Here is a 20,322-nt window from a genome sequence, read left to right as displayed (position 1 = left end):
CGGTAAAACGCTCAGCCATAGTGCCAGTGCGGCTTCGGTTCGGTGCCGATGAACTCGACGCCGATCCGGTCTTCTCTGCGCCAGCGCACGATGGACTTGTAGCCGATGCCGTCGACCGGCACGTAGAGCAGGAATTCGTCCGGCACGCGCGCGTCGATCGGCACCTTCAGCTCGGCGCCGCCGGCATGCATGTTGCGCACCGTGCATGTGACCTCGGAATTGTTGAGGCCGGTCAGGATCGTCGCGCCTTTCAGCACGCGCTGCCGGTATTTGTTTCTCAGTTCGTTGTCGGCCATGAAGGCACGTCCTTCGCTGCCGGATTGGGCGCGGTCGTCAGATGGGGGCACCGTATCATGGATAGACCGAGCCGATAAACAGGTGGTTAGCGGCAAGAGATCCAACGCTCTCGCCCAAAAACGGAACGGCGCCGCGATGGGCGGCGCCGTCATGCATTGTCGCTTACAACTCAGCTATAGGGCGACCAGCATTGCTGGCGCGGGCCATTATAGGGCTGGAACGTGTTGTCCCAGGACCGGTAAGACCGGTAGCGGTCGTAGCACCACTGGACATGGGCGCTGGAAAGACGCTGCGTACGATAATAGCGCCGGGGCGCCGGCTGCACGTAGTAGCCGTTGTTGTAATAGCCGTTGTTGTAGATGCTGCCGAGGCCGAGGCCGAGACCCAGGCCGAGAACCGCGGCGGCGCCGGTATCAAAATCGCGGCTGTGACGATGGCGATGATGGCGCCAGCGCCAGTTGTCGTCGCCATTCCAGTTGTCGTTGTTCCAGTTGCCCGACCGGGCATAGCGACGGCCGTCGTGGCGACGCCACTGCCAATCGTTGAAGGAGCGGCGGTCATTGCCGCCCGCCCATTCGTCGCGAACCGGCGTGATCGTCGGGGCTGCGGTGCTTGACGGAATCGACAGGTCTGGCTGCAGGATCGGGCCGGCGGCGGACGGCGCCGTGAGACCCGAGACGATCCCGAGCGCTATCAGCCCGGATTTGACCGTGGAAGAAAAGAGCGAGTTCATTGCACTCTCCAAGAGATACAGGCCCCACGCCCAGAATACCCCAGGGAAGAGGCCTATTGATGGAACTTTCCATCTGAACGGAGGATGAACAGAAAGGTTCCATCAACCGTGGCGAGCAAGGGCGAGACCCTTGTTTTCGACACCGCTTGCAGGCAAAGGTCACGGCCATGTCGCTGCGCCTCGCCACCTTCAATGTCGAAAACCTGATGAACAGGTTCGATTTCTCCGGCTACCGCAACCAGCTCAACGAAGACCGCACGCTGGCGCTTTTCGACATTCAGAGCGAGGCCGAATACAGGATGCTGGAGCAGGCGCGTGCGATCGCGCAGTCCGACGATACGCGCCAGCTGACGGCGCTGGCGATAGCCGCCACGCGCGCGGACATCATCTGTATGCAGGAGGTCGACAACATCGAGGCCCTGAAGGCCTTCGAATATGGCTATCTCTTCAAGATGGTGGGCGAGGGCTACCGGCAGAAATACACCACCGCCGGCAATGATTCGCGCGGTATCGACGTTGCCGTGATGATGCGCAACGAGACGGCGCAGGGGCAGCCGATCGAATTCGTGCGCATGACCAGCCATGCCTATGTCACCTTCGAGCAGTTCGGCCTGTTCACGCCGGAGCTGGAGGCACTCGGAAACCAGGCCAATGATCGGATATTCCGGCGCGACTGCCTGGAGATCGACCTCAAGGTCGGCGGTGTGCCGCTGACGCTCTATCTCGTACATTTCAAATCGATGGGCTCGCCGCGCAACGGGCTCGACGGGCGCGAAGCGACGATGCCGATGCGCATCGCCGAGGCGCAGGCCGTACGACACATCATCGAGGAGCGCTTCAGCAAGGATCACGCGGCCGACAAGCGATGGGCGATCTGCGGCGACATGAACGACTACCGGCAGAGGGTGAAGATCGAGGGCGACGCCGTCGACGGCTACCGCTTCCAGGTGATCGACGAGAGCCAGTCCTGCATCAACGTGCTGACCGCTGGCGGCTTTTGCGAGAACGTCGTCGAGCGCCGGCCGGAGATGGACCGCTGGAGCTTCTATCACACGCGCGGGCCGAAGGAGCGGCATCTGTGCCAGCTCGACTACATCCTGTTGTCGAAGGGGTTGGCGGCAAAGAATGCGACGGCGGTTCCCGACATCATCCGCAACGGCCAGCCCTGGCGCACCATCTTTCCGGCTGGCCAGGCGGTGGAGCGTTTTCCGCGCGCCGGCTGGGACCGGCCGAAAGCCTCAGACCATTGTCCGGTGGCGATCACGCTGGACATGGCCTGAACGTGAGCTTCGACCTGCCGCGCAACGTCATCCTGCCGGTCGACGAAATCGACGTGCGCCTCGACCCAGGCCCGCATGCGTTCGAGCGCGACAATCAGCTGGCGATCGAGGAGAACTGGCGCCGGGAAATCGCTGCCAAGCCGGCACTGTTCGACGGCACCGTGGTGCTGCTCTCGGCGCTCGCCTGGCGCGACAACCGTCTGGTCGGGCGCTGTCACGCGGTAAAGTACTCGACCTTCATGTTGTGGCGACAGAACCGGCAAGGGAGCGGGGCCGAGCATGCCTATGGCCACGCCATGCTGGTCGCCGGCGACAATGCGCTGGTGGCGATCCGCATGGGGCCTCACACGGCCATGGCTGGTCGCGTCTATTTCGCCGCCGGCTCGTTCGAGCCAATCGATTTTCGCGACGGCCGCGTCGATGTCGATTTGAACATGATCCGCGAAGTGCGCGAGGAGACCGGGCTTGACCTGACGACAGCTGCGCGCGGCAGGCACTACCACGCGCTGTCGACTTCGACCGGCACGGTTCTCTTCCGCCGCTACCACGTCGATGAGCCGGCCAGTGAGATTGCGCGGCGCATCAGCGCCTTCGTCGCCACCGAGGCCGACCCGGAGATCGAAGGACCGGTGATCATCCGCCATGCCGCGGACCTGCCGGAGGGGCTGGCGCCGCATATGAAGCCCCTGGTCGAGTGGCATTTTGCCCGCAGCGGTGAGGACCCCTGATCAGGGGAAGAGCGGCGGCAGCGTCTCCTGTGACGCGCTTTCCCGAGGTTCCGAACTTGCTGCCGGTTGCGGCCGGGTCGGGGCGCCGTCGTCCTTGTAGTAGTAGCTGTAGCCGTTGATCGCCGGCGCGCCGCCGAGATGCGCGTAGAGAATTCTCGACCCCTCGGGGAAGAAACCTTTGCGGGTCAGGTCGATCAGTCCCTGCATCGACTTTCCCTCATAGACCGGATCGGTGATCATCGCCTCGGTGCGGGCTGCCAGCCGGATTGCATCGTTGGTCTCATCCGAGGGGACGCCATAGGCCGGATAGGCATAGTCGGGATTGATGACGATCTCGTCGTCGCGCACGGTGCGGCCGAGCCCGACGAGGGCGGCGGTGTCGTCGACGATGCGGCGTACCTGGGCGCGGGTCTGGTCGAGCGTACCGGAGGCGTCGATGCCGATCACCCGGTCGGCGCGGTCTTGCGCGGCGAAGCCGACGATCATGCCGGCCTGCGTCGATCCGGTCACCACGCAGACAATGATGTAGTCGAAGGTGAAGCCGAGCTCGGCTTCCTGGCTCGCCACCTCCTCGGCGAAGCCGACATAGCCCAGCCCGCCGAATTTGTGCACCGAGGCGCCGGCGGGAATCGGGTAGGGCATGCCGCCGGCGTCCTTCACCGACTGGATGGCGTCCTCCCAGCTCTTGCGGATGCCGATGTCGAAGCCGTCATCGACCAGCCGGCTGTCCGCGCCCATCAGCCGCGTCATCAGGATGTTTCCGACCCGATCGTAAACCGAGTCGTAGTGGGGCACCCATTTCTCCTGGATCACCACGCACTTCATGCCGATCTTGGCGGCGGTCGCGGCCACCATGCGCGTATGGTTCGACTGGACGCCGCCGATCGACACCAGCGTGTCGGCGCCGGAGGCAATGGCGTCCGGGACGATATATTCGAGCTTGCGCAATTTGTTGCCGCCCATGGCAAGCCCGGAATTGCAGTCGTCGCGCTTGGCGTAGACCTGCACCTTTCCGCCCAGCGCCGCGCTCAGCCGCGGCAGATGCTCGATCGGCGTCGTGCCGAAGGTCAGGGGATAACGTTCGAATTTTGCGAGGAGTGACATCGATCTGTCTCCGCCGTGATCGTTTTCGATCGGCGGAAGATAGGCGCAATTATGCGAAAGGTGCTCTCGAACTTGCGCCAACGATTCTTGCATGCTTCACAGATGGGCGATCCGATTGCCCAGATCATCCATGAAGGATCATCGAAATGGAAGAAGCTTCCACGCCGGCCCTTGACCGCATCGACATGAAAATCCTGCGCGCGCTCCAGGCTGAGGGGCGGCTGACAAATGCGGAACTGGCGGCCCGCGTCAATGTCAGCGCCGCCACATGCCATCGGCGCACGCAGCGCCTGTTTGAAGAGGGCTACATCACCGGGGTGAGGGCGGAGATCGCACCGGTTGCGGTCGGCCTTGGCGCGCTGGTCATGGTCGGCGTCGTGCTCGACCGTTCGACACCGGAAAGCTTCGCGGCTTTCGAAGAGGCCGTGCTCGAACTCAAGGAGGTGCTGGACTGCAATCTGGTGGCCGGCGACTTCGACTATCTCCTGAAGATCAGGGTCCGGGACATGGCCGATTTCAACAAGCTGCATGGGCAGAAACTGATCGCGCTGCCGGGCGTTCGGCAAACCCGCACCTTCTTCGTCATGAAGGAGGTCAAGGAGAATGCGAGACTGCCGTTCTGACAGGTCTCAAAGCGCTAAGTCAGCGTGGCGTCTTTTGCTGCGCCGCCTTGCGGTCGCTGCGGGCTGCGGCGACAAACAGGATGACGCCGAGACCAAGCAACCCGCCCATCGCGGTCCCCATCGTCTGGCCGACTACGCCCTGAAAATCGGCTGTGACGCGATCAGGATTGGCCATGCCGTAGCGGGCCAGATACCACCAGATGCTGGCAAGGGCGCCTTCGATGATGACCATCGCCAGGATCAGTCGTGCTTTCTTGCTCATTGCCACTCCTCGACCAGAAATGCTTTGCCCTAGCATCGCAGACCGGACGATGACAGTGTTGTCAGCGTCAGCAGGCACCCAAGTTGTGGATAGCAATTTACTCGTGCCGCAGCGCGTCGATCGGGTCGAGCCTGGCGCCGCGCAGCGCCGGGAAGAAGCCGAACACCATGCCGATCAGCGCCGAAAAGCCGACGGCAAGCAGGATGACCGCCGGGCTCGGCGCAAACGGTATGGCCAGCGTCGCCGAGGCGAGGCCGGCCAGCGCCAGGCCGATCAGGATGCCGATGATGCCGCCGAGCAGCGACAGCACCGTCGCCTCGACCAGGAACTGGATGAGGATGTGCTTTTCATGCGCGCCGATGGCCAGCCTGATGCCGATCTCGCGGGTGCGCTCGGTGACCGACACCAACATGATGTTCATGATGCCGATGCCGCCGACCAGCAGGCTGACACCGGCGACTGCGCCCAGCATGCCGGTCATGGTGGTGGTGGCGCTGGCCATGGCGTCGGCGATCTGGGTCATGTCGCGGATCGAGAAATCGTCTTCGCGGTCGGGCGTGATGCGCCTTGTATCGCGCAAGATGTCCTCGAGGCGCGGCTGCAGTTCGGTGGTCGGCGTGCGGTCATCGGCAGCGACATAGATGTTGTCGATGTCGCGGTTGCCGGCGATGCGGCGCTGATAGGCGGCGAGCGGCATCAGGACGACATTGTCCTGGTCCTGGCCGAAGCCGGTATAGCCCTTGGGTTCGAGTAGGCCGATGATCTTGCACGAGGTGCGGTTGACGCGGATGATCTCGCCCTCGGGATCGCCGGCGCCGAAGAATTGCTGGCGCACCGTCTCGCCGATCAGGCAGACGCCGGTGCCGGAGCGTGTCTCCGAATCCGAGAACGGCCGTCCTGAAACCAGCTTCCAGTCGCGCGCGTCGAGATAGGCGCTGTCGGTGCCGGTGACGCCCGAGGTCAGGCTCTCGGTGCCGAAGATGACACGCACCTGTTTTTGCGAGGCCGGCGCAATGGCGCGCGCCCCGGCCAGATGGGCGACGAGTGCGGCAACATCCTTGTCGGCCAGCGGCCGCACTGCCTGGTCGAGCCCGCCCGGTCCGCCCATGCCTGCCGGGCGGCCGGAACGGACGACGAGCAGGTTGGAGCCGAGCTTGGCGATGTCGGATTTGACCTTGGCCGTGGTGCCCGAGCCGATGGTCAGCATGGCGATGACGGCGGCGACGCCGATGACGATGCCGAGCAGCGTCAGGAACGAGCGCAGCACATTGCGGCGGATGGAGCGTAGCGAGAGGCGGACGGTTTCCCAGATCATTGGGCTACCTCGAGATCCTTGGAATCGGAAGCCACGTGGCCGTCGAGGAAGCGGATAGTGCGTTCGGCATAATCAGCGACGTCGGCCTCGTGGGTGACCATGGCGATGGTCAGGCCAAGCTCGCGGTTCAGCCGCGTCAACAGCTCCATGATCTCATGCGTGCGGGCGGTGTCGAGATTGCCGGTCGGCTCGTCGGCGACGAGAAGCGTCGGCCGGGTGACGATGGCGCGCGCGATCGCCACGCGCTGCTGCTGGCCGCCGGAGAGTTCGGCCGGCGTGTGGTGCTCGCGGCCGACAAGGCCGACCTCGGCCAGGGCCTGCATGGCGAGGTCGCGGCGCTCGCGGGCCGGAGCGCCGCGATAGATCAGCGGCAGCTCGACATTCTCCGCCGCCGTGGTGCGCGGCAGCAGATTGTAGCCCTGGAAGACGAAGCCGATATAGAGATTGCGCAGAAGGGCGCGGCGGTTGCGGTCGAGCCTGCCGGCATCGATGCCCATGAAGGAGTAGGTGCCGGCGGTCGGCGTGTCGAGGCAGCCGATGATATTCATCGCCGTCGATTTGCCAGAACCCGACGGACCCATGATTGCGACGAATTCGCCGCGCCGGATGGCGAGGTCGACGCCGGCCAGCGCATGCACCTTGGCTTCGCCCTGGCCATAACTCTTCCAGACCGTGTCGAAGCCGATGAGGGTCGCGCCCGCGGCCACGGCGTCAGCTCCGCAGCTGCGAGGCGGTGATAACCTCTGCGCCTTCGTCGAGGCCGAACGTGATCTCGGTCGACTCGCCGTCGGTGGAGCCGATCTTGACGTTGACCGGATGCGGCCGGCCATTCTCCAGCACGTAGAGCATGCGCGAGCCGTCGGTGGGCGCCTTCGCCGCGTCGCGCTGCCGATTGGGGCGGCCCATGCGGCCGGTGAACAGGTCGCTCAGGCTCCAGCCGCGGGCCGCCTGCTGCGCCGGCCGGTAGCGGAAGGCGGTGGAGGGTACGGTGAGCACGCTTTTGGCCTGCCTGGTGACGACCGAAACCGTGGCGGTCATGCCCGGCCGCAGCAGCAGCTCATTGTTGTCGACCTCGAGCCGCGCATTGTAGGTGACGACGCCATCTGTGGTGACGGAGGCATACGAGATGTCGCGGATCTCGGCGTCGAACGGCCGCTCCGGAAAGGCATCGACGGTGAAGCGCGCATGCTGGCCGGGTCTGACCGCGCCTATATCGGCCTCGTCGACCGCCGCCACCAGCTCCATGTTCCTCAAATCGGCGGCGATGATGAACAGCACCGGCGCCTGCAGCGAGGAGGCGACCGTCTGGCCGGGGTCGACCGAGCGGGTCAGCACGATGCCGTCGATCGGCGCATAGATGGTGCTCTTGGCAAGGTCGGTCTGCTGCGCCTTGAGGTCGGCCTCAGCGATGGCGAGATTGGCTTGCGCGCTGTCGAGCGCCGCCCTGGCGCGGTCGCGCGTGGCGGTTGCGGCTTCGAGCGACTGGTCGGTCGCCATGCCGCGTTTGGTGAGGGCTGCCGCGCGGGTCAGGGCGCTTTCGTTTTCCTGCAGTGTCACCTTGGCGGTCTCGACGGCTGCCGCAGCCGCCTTGGCGGAGGCTTCGGCGCGTTCGATCTGGACCTCGAGTTTCACCGTGTCGAGCGTCGCCAGCACGTCGCCCTTCTTGACCTGCTGGTTCTCTTCGGCCGAGACCGAACGGATGATGCCGGACAGTTCGCTTGAGATGTCGACCTGGGTGAGGGGCTGCAGCGTGCCGGTCGCCGACACCGCGACGGTGAGGTCGGCAATTGTGGCCGGCGTGGTGGTGTAGTCGATCTTGGCGGGAGCGCCGGCATACCATTGGTAGCCGGCGAGGCCGCCGGCAAAGGCGATCAGCGCCAGCAGCGCGTAAAGCCAGAAGCGGCGGCGGTTCTTGCGCACGCCATTTTGGTCGAGCCCCAGTGCCACCTCGATGGCGGAATCCGATTCCGTCTTTGGCAGATTGACAAGCTGGTCCACGCCGGACCCCTATGAAAGCGCAATGTCCCTATATGTGCACAGATCAGGCTTGGTGGTTCGAATATCAAATTAAATTTCGGCCATGTTCGGATTGAGGCGGAAGGTTTTCCAAGATGCAGACGCGCAATTACTTGCTCTACGATGTGTTCACGACCGAACGGCTGGCCGGCAATCCGCTGGCTGTCGTGCTCGACAGCAAGGGGCTGGATACATCAGCGATGCAGGCCATCGCCCGCGAGTTCAACCTGTCCGAATCGGTTTTCGTGCTGCCGCCGGACGATCCAAAACATCGCAACCGTATCCGCATCTTCACGCCCGACTATGAAATGCCGTTTGCCGGTCACCCGACCGTCGGCGCGGCGATTGCGCTGGCCGAACTGGCAGGCGAGGGCGACGCCGGAATCTTCGTGCTGGAGGAGAATATCGGCCCGGTGCGCTGCGCGGTGAGCAAGCATGATGGCGCCACCTTTGCCGAGTTCGACCTGGCCAAGTTGCCGGAGCCGTTGAAGCTGGAGGCCGACCCGCATGCGATTGGTGCTGCCCTTGGCCTGGCGCCGCACGAAATCGGCTTCGAGAATCACCTGGTATCGTTCTGGTCCGCCGGCGTGCCCTACGTCACCATTCCCGTCGCCAACCTGGAGGTGGTGGGCCGGATCAAGCTGGACAACCAGGCCTGGTCGGAACTGGCACCGCGCAAGAGCGAATGGGCTTTTGCCAGCCCGTATGTCTATTGCCGCCAGACGGTGAACCATGACAGCGCTTTCCATGTCCGCATGATCGTGCCGGGCACGCCATCCTACGAAGACCCGGCAACGGGTTCTGCTGCAGCCGCCTTTGCCGGCGCCATCATGCATTTCGACGGGCCGACCGACGGCATTTCGCAGCTGTGGATCGAGCAGGGGCTGGAGATGGGCAGGCCGTCGCGCATCCGGCTCGAGCTCACTGTCGAGGCCGGAAAACTGGCCTCCGCGCGCATAGGCGGCCATGCGGTGAAGGTGGCGGAAGGCAAGCTGTTCGTTTGAGCATCTGCGGCACTTCGGCGTTTTGTCGGGAAATGATTCCGGCAGGGCTGGACAGGACCGGTATCGGCGGCTATATGCCCGCCAACACCGGTTTTGCCGGTCGAGTGGGTGCGTAGCTCAGTTGGTAGAGCAGCTGACTCTTAATCAGCGGGTCCACAGTTCAATCCTGTGCGCACCCACCAAATTCCTCAAGGAATTCAGTGGGATATTATTTCGGAGCCGAAACGTTCGGTTGTCCGAAAAGCCATTTGGGCACGTTTTCGGGCACGAAGCCGGCCAAGGTGTTCCGCCCGTTCGTCGCCGGTCGATACCGGCATAGTCAGGAATGCAGGTGAAGAACACCGGCCGCTGATCCCGGCCGGCCGATTTGCGTCGCAATCCCTAGATGCGCGTAGTGCTATTCTCACGGCTACCAAAATGTCGCGTCGGCGCCGGCCGATCGGCGCTTCGCTCTTGGTCTGATCCGCCGCCCACCTCAATGATTCCGACCAGTGCGCGAACAAACTGAACCATATCGTTTGCCGTGATGGCTGCCTCATCAGGACTTTGCCCAATGTGCTCGGCGGCTGCGCAACATGACAGGCGGATGAGATCGTAGTGTGTATCCCTTTCATCCTCGGGAAACGCCGCTATTTTAAGGGCTCGGCGATGAATCAACCGCAGCAATTGTTCGAGAGCTGCTCCGACGACACTCATGCGTTTGCTCCGCATTGGTCGAGCGTTTTCCGGCGCTCCAGGGCGCGCGTTGTAACGTCGATGAGGGAGGTGGTTTCCCGTCCCCGTGATGTGGAGGGTGCGTCACAGCCGTTAATATATCGTTTCTTTCTAATATAAGACGCATCGCAGAAGCCGCCCTGCAACCAGGCTGGGGCCGGGCGCCTCCTCAGAAATCGTTCGTGTAAGCATCATTGTAAAGCAGGCGCCGGCTCACAAAAAGGCCCAGAAGCCGTAGCCGCCGGGCCAATTCATTGGCGCGCTCATCATGGAAGCCAGCTGGCAGTAGCAGCTGGGACGATGGCGAAGCCGGTGAGGAGCAGGTACGTCAAAGGTTGAAGTCGGTTCGCCCTATGGCGATCTCGCTGGGGCAACCGATCTGAGCGACGCTTAATGTCAGCACCACCGAGTTTTGAGTTGCTGTTATGCGTTTTGAATCTCTGACCATTGGAGACAGGCGTTCCGAGCTTCATCGACTTGTGCGTCTTCGCTTTCGGATTATGCGGCGCCTTGATGAGGTCGACCGCTCGGCAGACCTTGTCCTGTCGGCTGCGGCCGAGTTGATCGAAGCTGTCAAAGTTGAGCAGGCCCAGATGGTCAGGGAAGCCTTGCCGGAAAGCTGGACTTTGGGGCTGTGACGCAGGAGCAAGAGCACCGACGTTGGTTCTTGGCACCTCTTTCCTCCGAAGCCCTCTTGCGGCGTTGGTGACGTTCTCGACGTTTCGCGATTTTGGCGGTCTAAAATCTCCTTTTCGGTAAAAAGTGTCGGTGACGGTCTCTTCTCTGTCTCGTGTAACCGTCTCCGTCTCCGTCTCCGTCTCCGTCTCCGTCTCCGTCTCCGTCTCCGTCTCCGTAGTAAGAGACTGTTCGCGAACTGTTCGACAACGGTTCCGAGTCATGATGCCGACGCCTTGTCATGAAGTTCGTCCCGACGAGGCGCGAACCTCCCGCGTTCAAGGTTTCGATAGTGCTGGGGGGTAGCCGTTGCGGTTATCTCCGAGCCACACTGACAAAACGGGGCGGCCCAGATCTGGTTGCGCTGAGCGGTGTCTAGTTCTCCGAAACTCCGGCCTCGGCAAAGCTCGCCATCCTGGTATGGCATTCCAGCGCCGAGCGCACGATGTTGACAGCGAGGCAGGCGCCGGAGCCTTCGCCGAGCCGCATGCCGAGATCGAGCAGCGGCGGCAGGCCGAGCGCTTCGAGCAGGCGGCGGTGGCCGGATTCGGCCGAAACGTGGGCGGCAATGGTGTGGGCGAGGCCGCTTGGGTGCAGCCGTGCCAGGGGCGCTGCGGCAGCGGTGCAGACGAAGCCGTCGAGCAGCACAGGCACATTGTTGCGGCGCGCGGCGAGTGTGGCGCCGAAGATGGCGGCGAGTTCGCGGCCGCCAAGGGCGGCTGCGATCTTCAGTGGATCGGACAGTGCGGCGGCATGGCGCTCGAGGCCGGCTTCTATTGCGGTGACCTTGCGCTTCAGCCCGGCATCGTCGACGCCGGTGCCTCTGCCCGTCCATTTTTCCGCGCCGCCGCCGAACAGAGCGGTTGAAATGGCGGCCGCCGGGGTGGTGTTGCCGATGCCCATCTCGCCGAAGCAGACGAGGTCGATATCGCCGGTCACAGCGTCGTAGCCGGCCGAGACGGCTGTAAGGAAGGTCTTTTCGTCCATCGCCAGGGTCTGCGTGAAGTCACCGGTCGGATGGTCGAGGTCGAGCGGGATGACGTCGAGTTCCGCACCCGCGATGCGGGCAAGCTGGTTGATGGCAGCACCGCCGCCGGCGAAATTCGCCACCATCTGCACGGTCACCTCAGACGGGAAGGCCGATACGCCCTGCGCGGTCACGCCATGGTTGCCAGCGAAGACGAAGACTTTGACGCGGTCCAGCTTCGGCATGTCGCGGCCCTGCCAGCGCGCCAGCCAGGCGGCGATGGTCTCCAGCCGGCCAAGGCTGCCTTGCGGCTTGGTCAGCGTGTCCTGACGGCGGGCGACGGCATTGGCCGCGGCGTCGCTGCCTGTGGGCAAATCGAGGCAGGCTGCGCGCAGTTCATCGAGCGATTTGAAGGGCATGGGGGCAGGATCTCCAAAGATGATTCAGGAAAGGGAAACGGAAGCGACGAGCAGGACGGTGATCTCGCCAAGCTGCTGCAGGGCGCCGATCGTATCGCCGGTCTGGCCGCCGATCTGGTTGAGGCAAAGCGCGCGAAAGGCGCTGAAGACGAGGGCAAGCAGGATGAGCGCGGCAAGTCCGCCGCCGAGGCCCAGAGCCAGCAGGGCGACGGCGCCGATGGCGGCGCCGAGCACTGCGGTTTGCAGGGAGATATCGCCGGCGCCGGCAGACAGGCCGTCATGGCGCGCCGGCGCCGCCAGATGCATGAACGCGCCCAGCAGGCCGCGCGAGGCGGCATGGGCGGCAATCAGCGCAAACAGCACGCTGGTTGGATTGGCTATCTGCGACAACGCGCTCCAGCGGATGAGCAGCGACAGGCCAAGGGCCGAAGCGCCATAGGCGCCGATTCGGCTGTCGCGCATGATCTCCAGTTTTTTATCGCGGGTCTTGCCGCCGCCAAAGCCGTCGGCGACATCCGACAGCCCGTCCTCATGCAGGCAGCCGGTGGCGAGCAGCGTTGCGGCAAGGGCAAGTGCGGCCGCCGGACCTGCGGCAAGGCCGAGCTTTACACCGATGGCGTAGACAACGGCGCCAACCAGCGCCACGGCGAGGCCAGCGATTGGCGCGGCCCAGATCGCATCGGCAAGGCTGCGGCCGCGAAAGTCGAAGACCGGCAGCGGCAGCCGTGTGAAGAAGACGAGGCAGAGCGCGGTGTCGTCGAGCGCCTGCCGGGGTGAGGGAACTGTGCTCATCCGCACCTCGCAATGGCATGGAAAAAGGTGCCGCTGACATGGCCGCGCCGGTAGCCGGAAGCGCCGAGCGGATTGCCCTGGCCGTCCGCAAGGTCGGCGAGCGGCTCGTCATTGCCGGTGGCAGCCATCTGCGCATAGTGGAATTCGTGGCCGCGGATCAGCGCGCCCAGCGCCCCCAGCGGACAGGCGGCTCGCAGCCGCGCCTCGCGGTAGCCGAGGTTCATCTTGCGCTTGGCGAAGCTGGTGGAATGTCCGAGCAGGCCGAGCATGGCGTGCGTCTCGCCAGACGCGTCCTCCAGCGCTTCGCCCAGCACCATGAACCCGCCGCACTCGCCATGGATGGGTTTTGCCTCGGCAAACCTTGCCATGCCAGTGCGGAAATTCGTTGCCGCCGCGAGGCGCCCGGCGTGAAGCTCGGGATAACCGCCGGGCAGCCAGCAGACATCGCAATCCTGCGCCGGCGCCTCGTCGGCGAGTGGGGAGAACGGCACGATCTCCGCGCCGGCCTGGCGCCAATGGGCGGCGACATGCGGATACAGGAAGGTGAAGGCGGCGTCTTCCGCCAGCGCAATGCGGTGGCCGGGCGGTGGCAAGGCGTCACCGAAACTGCCCGCTTCAGGCGCAAACGGCGCGGCCAGCGCCATGATGGCGTCGAGGTCGAGCGATTTTTCGACCATGTCGGCGAGACGATCAAGATGCGCCATCAGGTCGGCATATTCGCCGGCCTGGACGAGGCCGAGATGGCGCTCCGGCAGATTGAGCGCGGGATCGCGCAAGATCGAGCCGACGACCGGCAGACCGAGTGCTTGGATGGCTTCGCTGCACAGCTTGCGGTGACGTTCGCTGCCGAGGCGGTTGAGCACTACGCCGGCTATGCGCACATCGGAATCGTAAGTGGCAAAACCCTTGGCCACAGCCGCCGCCGTCGTCGACTGGCCGGAGACATCGAGCACCAAAAGCACCGGCAGGTGGTAGAGCCGTGCCAGATCGGCGGCCGAGCCGGTGCGGCCTTGTGCGGCCGGTATGCCGTCGAACAGGCCCATGGCGCTTTCGAGGAAAATGAAATCGGCATCCTCGGTGGCGTTCCCCGCCAACGCATTGAGCAGATCGGGCGACATTGCCCAGCTGTCGAGATTGACGCCGGACAGGCCGGTCGCCGCAGTGTGAAAGCCGGGATCGATATAGTCTGGACCGGATTTGGCGCCACGCACTCTGATGCCGCGCCGGGCGAGAGCGCGCAAAATGCCGATGGTGACGCTGGTCTTGCCCGAACCGGAGCGCGGCGCGCCGATGATGATGGCGCGGGTCATTGATCGCCCGCCAGTGCCGCGCGCATGGCGACGATGCCGCCAACGACAATCAATGCCGGCGAGGCGAGCCCGGCAGCGGCGGCAGCCTCGGCGATAGTGGCAAGCGTGGCGGTGACAATGCGCTCCTGCGGCGTTGTCGCCGAAACGATGACCGCCGCCGGCGTCGATGGCGCCAGCCCGCCTTCTAGCATCGACGCGGCGATCACGGGCAGATTGGCCATGCCCATATAGATGACCACAGGCTGGCCGGTGCGGGCGATTGCCGCCCAGTCGAGATCGTCATCGGTGCCGGCGGCGTGTCCGGTCGCCAGGATGACCGCCTTGTTGATGCCGCGCATGGTAGCCGGGATGCCGGTGGCGGCCAGCGCACTCAGGCCCGATGTCAGGCCGGGCAGCACGCGGAACGGGATGGTTTCGCGCGCCAGCGCCAGTGCTTCTTCGCCGCCACGGCCGAAAATATAGGGATCGCCGCCCTTCAGCCTCACGACCCGGCGGCCTTCGCGCGCCAGCCGTACCAGGAGGGCGGTGATGTCGTCCTGCTTCATTGACGGCTTGCCGCCGCGTTTTCCCGCGAAGAACAACTCGGCATTCTCCGCAACGGCCACGACACCCGGCGAGACGAGCGCATCATAGACGAGGGCATCGCATTGGCCGAGTGCGGCCAGCACTTCCAGCGTCAGGCAGCCGGGATCGCCGGGGCCGGCGCCGGCCAGCCAGACATGGCCGGGCTCCAGCACGCGCGGCTTGAAGTTGAGCCGGGCGAGCGCCTGGTCGAGCGTGGCGCCGTTATCCTTGGTATTGCCGCTCACAATCCGTCCCGTCCGCGAAAACGCCGCTGGTAATGGGCGTCGTACAATGAACTCTCGCCAAACCCTTCCGCTGCCAGCGAGCGGCCGACGAAGATGATCGCCGTGCGCTCCATCGGGTCGGCGGCAAGCAGCGCCTCGATGGTGGCCAGCGTGCCGGTCAGCACGCGCTCATCCGGCCACGAGGCGCGAAAGACAATGGCCACCGGGCAATCGCCGCCATAATGCGGCGTCAATTCGGCGACGACACGGTCGATGGCGTGGATGGCGAGATGTATGGCGAGCGTAGCGCCGGTGCGGCCAAAGCCGGCCAGCGTTTCGCCGGGCGGCATTTTCGAGGCGCGGCCGGAGACGCGGGTCAGCACCAGGCTTTGCGCCACCTCAGGAATGGTCAGTTCGCGGCGCAGCGCTGCGGCAGCGGCGGCGAAGGAGGGGACGCCGGGCGTCAGCGTGTAAGGGATGCCGTGCCTTTCCAGCCGGCGGATCTGCTCGGCCACCGCACTCCACACCGACAGGTCGCCGGAATGCAGGCGGGCGACATCGTGGCCGGCCTTGTGGGCGGCCACATATTCAGCCTCGATCTCGTCGAGCGACATCGGCGCGGTGTCGATCAGTTTCGTTCCCGGCGTGCAGTGCTGCAGCAATTCGGGCGCGACGATCGAGCCGGCATGCAGGCAGACCGGGCAGCTTGCCAGCAGTCGCGCGCCGCGCAGCGTGATGAGGTCTGCGGCACCTGGACCGGCGCCGATGAAATGGACGGTCATGGCGCGTCTCCGCTGATGGCGATGGCGCAGGTGACCGGGCCGAGCACCGTGCGGGGCCCGAGCAGTTTTGCACCGGCGCCGGCGACGGCAAGGGCGGAGGCTTCGGAGACCGATGGCGTGCCGGCGCGTTCTTGCGAGAGATCGGAATGGCTGAGCACTGCCGGCGACGCGGACTGAAGGGCTGCGTCATCGACGATGATGACCGGAAGATTGAGCGTGCGGGCGGCGGCGGCGATCGCTTCTTCATCCTTCTTGGGCGCGGCTGTGGCCAGTGCGGACAGCGCCGTCATCGTCAGGCCGTGCGCTTCAACAGCGGTTTCGATAGCGGCGAGCACATCTTCAACGCTCACACCCTTCCGGCTGCCGATGCCCGCGACCATCATGGCTTCACCCAGCTCCATTGGGTGACCGGCATGGCCGGCCGCCAGGCCTGCATCGAGCCGACAGGGGAAGCGCGGGAAATGGTGATGCGGGTGAGATCGCCGCCACGCTTTGTGTGCTGGGCCAGAAGCAGCGCCTCCATCTCCAGCGTCACCGCATTGGCGACGAGACGGCCGCCGGATGGCAGCGCCTTGATGGCGGCATTCAGCACGCCGATGTCACTGCCGCCACCGCCGATGAAGATAGCGTCCGGCGTCTCCAGCTTGTGAAGCGCCTTGGGTGCCGACCCTTCCACCACGACAAGACCGGGCACGCCGCAATGCGCGGCGTTGCGGGCGATGCGTGCGGCGCGGTCGCTGTTGGCCTCGATGGCGACGGTGCGCATCGAGGGATGAGCGAGCATCCATTCGATGCCGATGGAGCCGGAACCGGCACCGATATCCCACAGCAATTCGCCACGCCGCGGTGCCAAAGCTGCAAGCGTCATGGCGCGGATATCGTGCTTGGTGATCTGGCCATCATGCTCGAACAGATGATCGGCGCGGCCAACGGTCAGCGCCAGGATGCGCGCTTCCGGTGTCGATTCAAGTTCGAGCGCCAGCACGTTGAGCGGATTGATATCTCCAAGATCGAAAGCGTCGGCACGAGCCGAGCGCTGCTTCTCGTTTGGCCCGCCGAGCGCTTCAAGGACCGTCAGCCGCGAAGCGCCGAAATCGAGCTCAGTGAGCAGGCGCGCGATCGCTGCGGGCGCGTCGCCGTCCGATGTCAGCGCCAGGATGCGCGCATTGGGCTGCAGCAATGGCCGGATCAGGTCGAGCGGCCGGCCATGCAGCGAGACGGTCTCGATATCCTGCAAGGGCCAGCCAAGCCGCGCCGCCGCCAGCGAAATGGCCGAGGGTGCAGGGATGACATGCATCTGCTCAGGCTTCACCTTGCGGGCCAGGGTGGCGCCGACGCCATGGAAGAACGGGTCGCCGGAGGCGAGCACGCAGACGCGCCGGCCGGCGAGCGCCAGCACGTTCGCCATGCCCGGATCGAAGGGAACCGGCCAGGAACGCGGCTCGCCCTTGGCGAGCGAAGCGACCAGTGCCAGATGCCGCTTGCCGCCGAAGATGATCTCGGCCTCTGCGATCAGCCGCTTGGCCTCGTCGCCGAGACCCGCTAAACCGTCCTCGCCAATGCCGACGATGGAGAGCCATCTGGCGTCGCGCGGACCCTTAGCAGGCATGATGACCCACCGCATTCTGATCCTCGGCGGCACCAGCGAAGCCCGGCAACTGGCGGGAAAGCTGGCCGCGCGGAGCGATCTGTCTATTACCCTGTCGCTGGCCGGCCGTACCGAAAGCCCGGTCGCGCAAGGCGTGCCGGTGCGCAGCGGCGGGTTTGGCGGCGTCGACGGGCTGGTCGCCTATCTCGGGGAGACTGGCATCGACCTGCTGATCGACGTCACGCATCCCTATGCCGCGCGCATTTCGGCCAATGCGGCGCAAGCCGCGCGCATTGCCGGCGTACCGATCGTTGCCCTGCGCCGCCCCGGCTGGGATCCGGCCGCAAGCGATCGCTGGACGCTGGCCGACACGGTCAGCGACGCCGCACAGGCGCTTGGGCCGGCGCCGCGCCGTGCGTTCCTGGCTCTCGGCCGGCAGGAGGTTGCGGCTTTCGAGGCGGCGCCTCAACATCACTATCTCATCCGCAGCGTCGATCCGGTCGAACCGAAACTGGCGGTGCCGGATGCGACTTACCTTTTGGCGCGCGGGCCGTTCCACGAGGCGGATGAACGCGTGCTGCTCGAAAGCCATCGCATCGATGTCGTCGTGTCCAAGAACAGCGGCGGCGAAGCGACCTACGGCAAGATTGCGGCGGCACGGGCGCTTGGCATCGAGGTGGTCATGATACGCAGGCCCGTCCTGCCGGGCGTGCCTTCCGCCGAAACCGTCGATGAGCTCGCCGCGCTGGTCGATCATGTTGTCGACCCTGTCGCGGAACGCGGCGTGTAGACCAGCGCCGGCTTGTCGCCACGCTTGATGATCCTGGTTTCCGGCGAACCGATAATGATGCAGGTCGCCATATCGGCCTTTTCGGCCTCGACATCGGCCAGCAGAAACACCTCGATACGCTCATCCGGCCTGCCGGCGGCGCGGCCGAAGATCACCGGCGTGGTGCCGGGCAGGATCGCGGTGAGGCATTCGAAGGCGCGGCCAAGCTGCCACGGTCGCGCCTTGCTGATCGGGTTGTAGAGCGCGATGACGAAGCCGGCGCCGGCCGCCGCCAAGAGGCGCAGTTCGATCAGGTCCCAAGGTTTGAGATTGTCCGACAGCGAGATGGCGCAGAAATCATGGCCGAGCGGCGCGCCGATCCGGGCGGCAACCGCAAGCATGGCGGTGACGCCGGGCACGACGGCGACATCGACGGCGCCCCATTCGGCCGGCCCGGCCTCGATGGCCTCGCAGACGGCAGCCGCCATGGCGAACACGCCGGGATCGCCGCCGGAGACGACGGCGACGTCATGGCCCTCGGCGGCCTTTGCCAGCGCGTCCCTGGAGCGGGCGAGTTCCTCGCGATTGTCGGAGGCGACGCGGGTCTGGTCCGGGCGCAGGTCCAGCCGGTCGAGATAGGGCTTGTAGCCATAGAAGAACTTTGCTTCCGCCACGGCGCGGCTGGCCTGCGGCGTCACCTGATCGGCATTGCCGGGCCCGAGGCCGATGACGGTAATGCGGCCGCTCATGGCTTGGCTCCCATTCCCATAACGCCAGGCCGGCCGGACCAGCCGGCGACCAGCACGATGGCGAAATAGGGCGCCTTGTCGTCAGGCTTGTCGGCGAGCTTCATCGAGACGCTGCCGGCCATGGTGCCGCGCTCGACATAGACGGCGCGGGCGAGTTTGCCGGTTGCCTCCAGCGCCCGCCTGATCTTGGGCAGGTTGCGGCCGACCTTCATGATGACGGCAGCATCGGTGTCGGCGAGACGGCGAGTCAGCTCGAACTCGCTCATCGTGCCGGGCAGCACGGTCAGCACATCGTCGCCCTGAACGATCGGCACACCGGTCTGCGACCAGCAGCCGGACATTGCGGTGACGCCGGGGATCACTTCAGTCGGGTAGCGGTGCGCGAGGCGCACATGCAGGTGCATGTAGGAGCCGTAGAACAGCGGGTCGCCTTCCGACAGCACGGCGACCATCCGGCCGGCTTCGAGGTGCTCGGCGACCTTCTCGGCGGACTGCTCGTAGAAATCGGTGATCTGCGAGCGGTAGTCGTCGTGATCCTTGTCGATCTCGGTGGTGACGGGATAGAGCAGCGGCAGTTCCAGCATGTCGGCACGAAAGCGCGCCTCGACGATGGCGCGGGCGTTGCTGTTGTTGCCGCGCTTGGCGAAATACGCCACGACATCGGCCTCAGCCAGGACGCGCGCGGCCTTCAGCGTCAACAGTTCCGGGTCGCCGGGACCGGTGCCGACGCCGACGAGGCGGCCTTTGGCCGACCCTTCTTGGACAAGCGCGTTCACAGGCCGGGCCTCGCCAGCGAATTGAGCGCGGCGGCGGTCACGGCGCTGCCGCCAAGCCTGCCGCGCACGATGGCGTAAGGCACGCCATAGGAATTCTCAGCCAGCGCATCCTTGGATTCGGCCGCGCCGACGAAACCCACCGGCATGCCGATAATGGCTGCGGGTTTAGGTGCGCCGTCGCGCAGTTTTTCCAGGAGATAGAACAGTGCCGTCGGCGCATTGCCGATGGCGACGATCGAACCGGCCATGCGCTCGCCCCAGAGGTCGATCGCGGCGGCCGAGCGGGTGTTGCCGATCTTCCTGGCGATGTCGTGCGTGCGTGCGTCGCGCAGCGTGCAAATCACCTCATTGCCGGCCGACAGCCGGGCGCGGGTGACGCCGTGGGAAACCATTTCGGCGTCGCAGAAGACCGGCGCGCCTGCTGCCAAAGCGGCGCGGGCGGCGGCAACGAAATCGCTGGAGAAAACGAAATGGCTGGCGGCCTCGACCTGGCCGCAGGCATGGATCATGCGGATGGCGACATCGGCTTCGGCGTCCGAAAAGCGCGACAGGTCCGCCTCGGCGCGGATGATGGCGAAGGAGCGCTCGTAGATCGCGTTGCCGTCATGGATATAGTCGTAGGCGGCCATGC

Annotated in this window: 24 protein-coding genes and 1 tRNA gene; 7 read left to right on the top strand and 18 right to left on the bottom strand. The window is 65.2% G+C overall.

The annotated features are described in order from the left end of the window. Nucleotides 1-11: 11 nt before the first annotated feature. A complete protein-coding gene (locus tag ACWGTI_RS15710) occupies nt 12-296 on the bottom strand; it encodes a PilZ domain-containing protein (RefSeq protein WP_454577602.1) in 285 nt (94 codons plus the stop codon). 170 nt (nt 297-466) lie between these two features. Continuing rightward, the gene (locus tag ACWGTI_RS15705; protein ID WP_454587946.1) at nt 467-1,030 is read right to left on the bottom strand and encodes a BA14K family protein; all 564 of its coding nucleotides are present in this window, start codon (nt 1,028-1,030) and stop codon (nt 467-469) included. Between the two features lie 167 nt (nt 1,031-1,197). Here ACWGTI_RS15705 and ACWGTI_RS15700 point away from each other — a divergent pair, with 167 nt between their 5' ends. Together ACWGTI_RS15700 and ACWGTI_RS15695 are read left to right on the top strand one after the other, a co-directional pair. Further along, nucleotides 1,198-2,310, top strand: coding sequence for an endonuclease/exonuclease/phosphatase family protein (locus tag ACWGTI_RS15700; RefSeq protein WP_454587945.1), 1,113 nt, complete (start codon nt 1,198-1,200; stop codon nt 2,308-2,310). 2 nt (nt 2,311-2,312) lie between these two features. Then, complete coding sequence (locus ACWGTI_RS15695) at nt 2,313-3,038, top strand: hypothetical protein (RefSeq protein WP_454587944.1); 726 nt, start codon at nt 2,313-2,315, stop codon at nt 3,036-3,038. On the opposite strand, the gene ACWGTI_RS15690 is transcribed toward ACWGTI_RS15695, so the two are convergent. After that, nucleotides 3,039-4,142 (bottom strand): 1-aminocyclopropane-1-carboxylate deaminase, encoded by a 1,104-nt coding sequence (locus ACWGTI_RS15690; protein WP_454587943.1) that lies wholly within the window; start codon nt 4,140-4,142, stop codon nt 3,039-3,041. A 146-nt stretch (nt 4,143-4,288) separates the two neighbouring features. On the opposite strand from ACWGTI_RS15690, the gene ACWGTI_RS15685 reads away from it, so the two are divergent. Continuing rightward, nucleotides 4,289-4,765 carry an Lrp/AsnC family transcriptional regulator gene (locus ACWGTI_RS15685; RefSeq protein WP_454587942.1) on the top strand — a complete coding sequence of 159 codons (477 nt, stop codon included), beginning with the start codon at nt 4,289-4,291 and terminating at the stop codon, nt 4,763-4,765. A gap of 19 nt (nt 4,766-4,784) precedes the next feature. Here ACWGTI_RS15685 and ACWGTI_RS15680 read toward each other — a convergent pair whose 3' ends face one another. The 4 genes from ACWGTI_RS15680 to ACWGTI_RS15665 all read right to left on the bottom strand — a co-directional run bounded on the left by ACWGTI_RS15680 (nt 4,785) and on the right by ACWGTI_RS15665 (nt 8,340). Further along, nucleotides 4,785-5,027: a hypothetical protein gene (locus ACWGTI_RS15680; RefSeq protein ID WP_454587941.1), complete on the bottom strand. Its 243-nt coding sequence runs from the start codon at nt 5,025-5,027 to the stop codon at nt 4,785-4,787. A gap of 97 nt (nt 5,028-5,124) precedes the next feature. After that, nucleotides 5,125-6,342: an ABC transporter permease gene (locus tag ACWGTI_RS15675; protein WP_454587940.1), complete on the bottom strand. Its 1,218-nt coding sequence runs from the start codon at nt 6,340-6,342 to the stop codon at nt 5,125-5,127. After that, the gene (locus ACWGTI_RS15670) at nt 6,339-7,049 is read right to left on the bottom strand and encodes an ABC transporter ATP-binding protein (protein WP_454587939.1); all 711 of its coding nucleotides are present in this window, start codon (nt 7,047-7,049) and stop codon (nt 6,339-6,341) included. The genes ACWGTI_RS15675 and ACWGTI_RS15670 overlap by 4 nt, the downstream gene beginning before the upstream one ends. A gap of 4 nt (nt 7,050-7,053) precedes the next feature. Beyond that, nucleotides 7,054-8,340, bottom strand: coding sequence for an efflux RND transporter periplasmic adaptor subunit (locus ACWGTI_RS15665; protein WP_454587938.1), 1,287 nt, complete (start codon nt 8,338-8,340; stop codon nt 7,054-7,056). A 113-nt stretch (nt 8,341-8,453) separates the two neighbouring features. Between ACWGTI_RS15665 and ACWGTI_RS15660 the strand changes: the two genes are divergently transcribed. Together ACWGTI_RS15660 and ACWGTI_RS15655 are read left to right on the top strand one after the other, a co-directional pair. Beyond that, complete coding sequence (locus ACWGTI_RS15660) at nt 8,454-9,362, top strand: PhzF family phenazine biosynthesis protein (RefSeq protein ID WP_454587937.1); 909 nt, start codon at nt 8,454-8,456, stop codon at nt 9,360-9,362. A gap of 106 nt (nt 9,363-9,468) precedes the next feature. After that, nucleotides 9,469-9,544: transfer RNA gene (locus ACWGTI_RS15655), tRNA-Lys, on the top strand. Nucleotides 9,545-9,743: 199 nt separating this feature from the next. On the opposite strand, the gene ACWGTI_RS15650 is transcribed toward ACWGTI_RS15655, so the two are convergent. Beyond that, nucleotides 9,744-10,058, bottom strand: coding sequence for a hypothetical protein (locus tag ACWGTI_RS15650; RefSeq protein WP_454587936.1), 315 nt, complete (start codon nt 10,056-10,058; stop codon nt 9,744-9,746). Between the two features lie 443 nt (nt 10,059-10,501). Between ACWGTI_RS15650 and ACWGTI_RS15645 the strand changes: the two genes are divergently transcribed. Beyond that, the gene (locus tag ACWGTI_RS15645) at nt 10,502-10,714 is read left to right on the top strand and encodes a hypothetical protein (RefSeq protein WP_454587935.1); all 213 of its coding nucleotides are present in this window, start codon (nt 10,502-10,504) and stop codon (nt 10,712-10,714) included. Between the two features lie 412 nt (nt 10,715-11,126). Here the strand turns inward: ACWGTI_RS15645 and cobT are convergent, their stop codons facing one another. Genes cobT through cbiE form a run of 7 tightly spaced genes read right to left on the bottom strand, consistent with a single transcriptional unit; the run spans nt 11,127 to nt 17,418 of the window. Then, nucleotides 11,127-12,137 carry a nicotinate-nucleotide--dimethylbenzimidazole phosphoribosyltransferase gene (cobT, locus tag ACWGTI_RS15640; RefSeq protein ID WP_454587934.1) on the bottom strand — a complete coding sequence of 337 codons (1,011 nt, stop codon included), beginning with the start codon at nt 12,135-12,137 and terminating at the stop codon, nt 11,127-11,129. Between the two features lie 24 nt (nt 12,138-12,161). After that, the gene (locus ACWGTI_RS15635) at nt 12,162-12,929 is read right to left on the bottom strand and encodes an adenosylcobinamide-GDP ribazoletransferase (protein WP_454587933.1); all 768 of its coding nucleotides are present in this window, start codon (nt 12,927-12,929) and stop codon (nt 12,162-12,164) included. Beyond that, entirely contained in the window at nt 12,926-14,239 is a 1,314-nt protein-coding gene (locus tag ACWGTI_RS15630) for a cobyrinate a,c-diamide synthase (RefSeq protein WP_454587932.1), read from the bottom strand. Before ACWGTI_RS15630 ends, ACWGTI_RS15635 begins: the two co-directional genes overlap by 4 nt. Next, a complete protein-coding gene (gene cobA / locus ACWGTI_RS15625; protein ID WP_454587931.1) occupies nt 14,236-15,048 on the bottom strand; it encodes a uroporphyrinogen-III C-methyltransferase in 813 nt (270 codons plus the stop codon). The genes ACWGTI_RS15630 and cobA overlap by 4 nt, the downstream gene beginning before the upstream one ends. Then, nucleotides 15,045-15,809 (bottom strand): precorrin-4 C(11)-methyltransferase, encoded by a 765-nt coding sequence (cobM, locus tag ACWGTI_RS15620; RefSeq protein ID WP_454587930.1) that lies wholly within the window; start codon nt 15,807-15,809, stop codon nt 15,045-15,047. Before cobM ends, cobA begins: the two co-directional genes overlap by 4 nt. Continuing rightward, on the bottom strand, nt 15,806-16,192 hold the full coding sequence (locus ACWGTI_RS15615) for a cobalamin biosynthesis protein (RefSeq protein ID WP_454587929.1): 387 nt from the start codon (nt 16,190-16,192) through the stop codon (nt 15,806-15,808). Before ACWGTI_RS15615 ends, cobM begins: the two co-directional genes overlap by 4 nt. Next, complete coding sequence (gene cbiE / locus ACWGTI_RS15610; RefSeq protein WP_454587928.1) at nt 16,189-17,418, bottom strand: precorrin-6y C5,15-methyltransferase (decarboxylating) subunit CbiE; 1,230 nt, start codon at nt 17,416-17,418, stop codon at nt 16,189-16,191. The genes ACWGTI_RS15615 and cbiE overlap by 4 nt, the downstream gene beginning before the upstream one ends. A 1-nt stretch (nt 17,419) precedes the next feature. On the opposite strand from cbiE, the gene ACWGTI_RS15605 reads away from it, so the two are divergent. Next, nucleotides 17,420-18,187 (top strand): cobalt-precorrin-6A reductase, encoded by a 768-nt coding sequence (locus ACWGTI_RS15605; protein ID WP_454587927.1) that lies wholly within the window; start codon nt 17,420-17,422, stop codon nt 18,185-18,187. On the opposite strand, the gene ACWGTI_RS15600 is transcribed toward ACWGTI_RS15605, so the two are convergent. The 3 genes from ACWGTI_RS15600 to ACWGTI_RS15590 are packed head-to-tail and all read right to left on the bottom strand — an operon-like array spanning nt 18,151 to nt 20,320. Further along, entirely contained in the window at nt 18,151-18,915 is a 765-nt protein-coding gene (locus ACWGTI_RS15600) for a precorrin-3B C(17)-methyltransferase (protein WP_454587926.1), read from the bottom strand. The genes ACWGTI_RS15605 and ACWGTI_RS15600 overlap by 37 nt on opposite strands. Then, the gene (locus ACWGTI_RS15595) at nt 18,912-19,691 is read right to left on the bottom strand and encodes a precorrin-2 C(20)-methyltransferase (RefSeq protein WP_454587925.1); all 780 of its coding nucleotides are present in this window, start codon (nt 19,689-19,691) and stop codon (nt 18,912-18,914) included. Before ACWGTI_RS15595 ends, ACWGTI_RS15600 begins: the two co-directional genes overlap by 4 nt. Beyond that, on the bottom strand, nt 19,688-20,320 hold the full coding sequence (locus tag ACWGTI_RS15590) for a precorrin-8X methylmutase (protein WP_454587924.1): 633 nt from the start codon (nt 20,318-20,320) through the stop codon (nt 19,688-19,690). Before ACWGTI_RS15590 ends, ACWGTI_RS15595 begins: the two co-directional genes overlap by 4 nt. Between the last annotated feature and the right edge of the window lie 2 nt (nt 20,321-20,322).

The organism is Mesorhizobium sp. ArgA1, from assembly GCF_053714375.1.
This window is presented reverse-complemented; position numbering and strand designations above follow the sequence as displayed.

Excerpts from the sequence above, each read along its gene's own strand:
- ACWGTI_RS15710 (WP_454577602.1), bottom strand. The coding sequence starts at position 296 with ATGGCCGACAACGAACTGAGAAACAAATACCGGCAGCGCGTGCTGAAA.
- ACWGTI_RS15705 (WP_454587946.1), bottom strand. The coding sequence starts at position 1,030 with ATGAACTCGCTCTTTTCTTCCACGGTCAAATCCGGGCTGATAGCGCTC.
- ACWGTI_RS15700 (WP_454587945.1), top strand. The coding sequence starts at position 1,198 with ATGTCGCTGCGCCTCGCCACCTTCAATGTCGAAAACCTGATGAACAGG.
- ACWGTI_RS15690 (WP_454587943.1), bottom strand. The coding sequence starts at position 4,142 with ATGTCACTCCTCGCAAAATTCGAACGTTATCCCCTGACCTTCGGCACG.
- ACWGTI_RS15685 (WP_454587942.1), top strand. The coding sequence starts at position 4,289 with ATGGAAGAAGCTTCCACGCCGGCCCTTGACCGCATCGACATGAAAATC.
- ACWGTI_RS15680 (WP_454587941.1), bottom strand. The coding sequence starts at position 5,027 with ATGAGCAAGAAAGCACGACTGATCCTGGCGATGGTCATCATCGAAGGC.
- ACWGTI_RS15675 (WP_454587940.1), bottom strand. The coding sequence starts at position 6,342 with ATGATCTGGGAAACCGTCCGCCTCTCGCTACGCTCCATCCGCCGCAAT.
- ACWGTI_RS15660 (WP_454587937.1), top strand. The coding sequence starts at position 8,454 with ATGCAGACGCGCAATTACTTGCTCTACGATGTGTTCACGACCGAACGG.
- ACWGTI_RS15650 (WP_454587936.1), bottom strand. The coding sequence starts at position 10,058 with ATGAGTGTCGTCGGAGCAGCTCTCGAACAATTGCTGCGGTTGATTCAT.
- ACWGTI_RS15645 (WP_454587935.1), top strand. The coding sequence starts at position 10,502 with ATGCGTTTTGAATCTCTGACCATTGGAGACAGGCGTTCCGAGCTTCAT.
- cobT (WP_454587934.1), bottom strand. The coding sequence starts at position 12,137 with ATGCCCTTCAAATCGCTCGATGAACTGCGCGCAGCCTGCCTCGATTTG.
- ACWGTI_RS15635 (WP_454587933.1), bottom strand. The coding sequence starts at position 12,929 with ATGAGCACAGTTCCCTCACCCCGGCAGGCGCTCGACGACACCGCGCTC.
- ACWGTI_RS15630 (WP_454587932.1), bottom strand. The coding sequence starts at position 14,239 with ATGACCCGCGCCATCATCATCGGCGCGCCGCGCTCCGGTTCGGGCAAG.
- cobM (WP_454587930.1), bottom strand. The coding sequence starts at position 15,809 with ATGACCGTCCATTTCATCGGCGCCGGTCCAGGTGCCGCAGACCTCATC.
- ACWGTI_RS15615 (WP_454587929.1), bottom strand. The coding sequence starts at position 16,192 with ATGATGGTCGCGGGCATCGGCAGCCGGAAGGGTGTGAGCGTTGAAGAT.
- cbiE (WP_454587928.1), bottom strand. The coding sequence starts at position 17,418 with ATGCCTGCTAAGGGTCCGCGCGACGCCAGATGGCTCTCCATCGTCGGC.
- ACWGTI_RS15605 (WP_454587927.1), top strand. The coding sequence starts at position 17,420 with ATGACCCACCGCATTCTGATCCTCGGCGGCACCAGCGAAGCCCGGCAA.
- ACWGTI_RS15600 (WP_454587926.1), bottom strand. The coding sequence starts at position 18,915 with ATGAGCGGCCGCATTACCGTCATCGGCCTCGGGCCCGGCAATGCCGAT.
- ACWGTI_RS15590 (WP_454587924.1), bottom strand. The coding sequence starts at position 20,320 with ATGGCCGCCTACGACTATATCCATGACGGCAACGCGATCTACGAGCGC.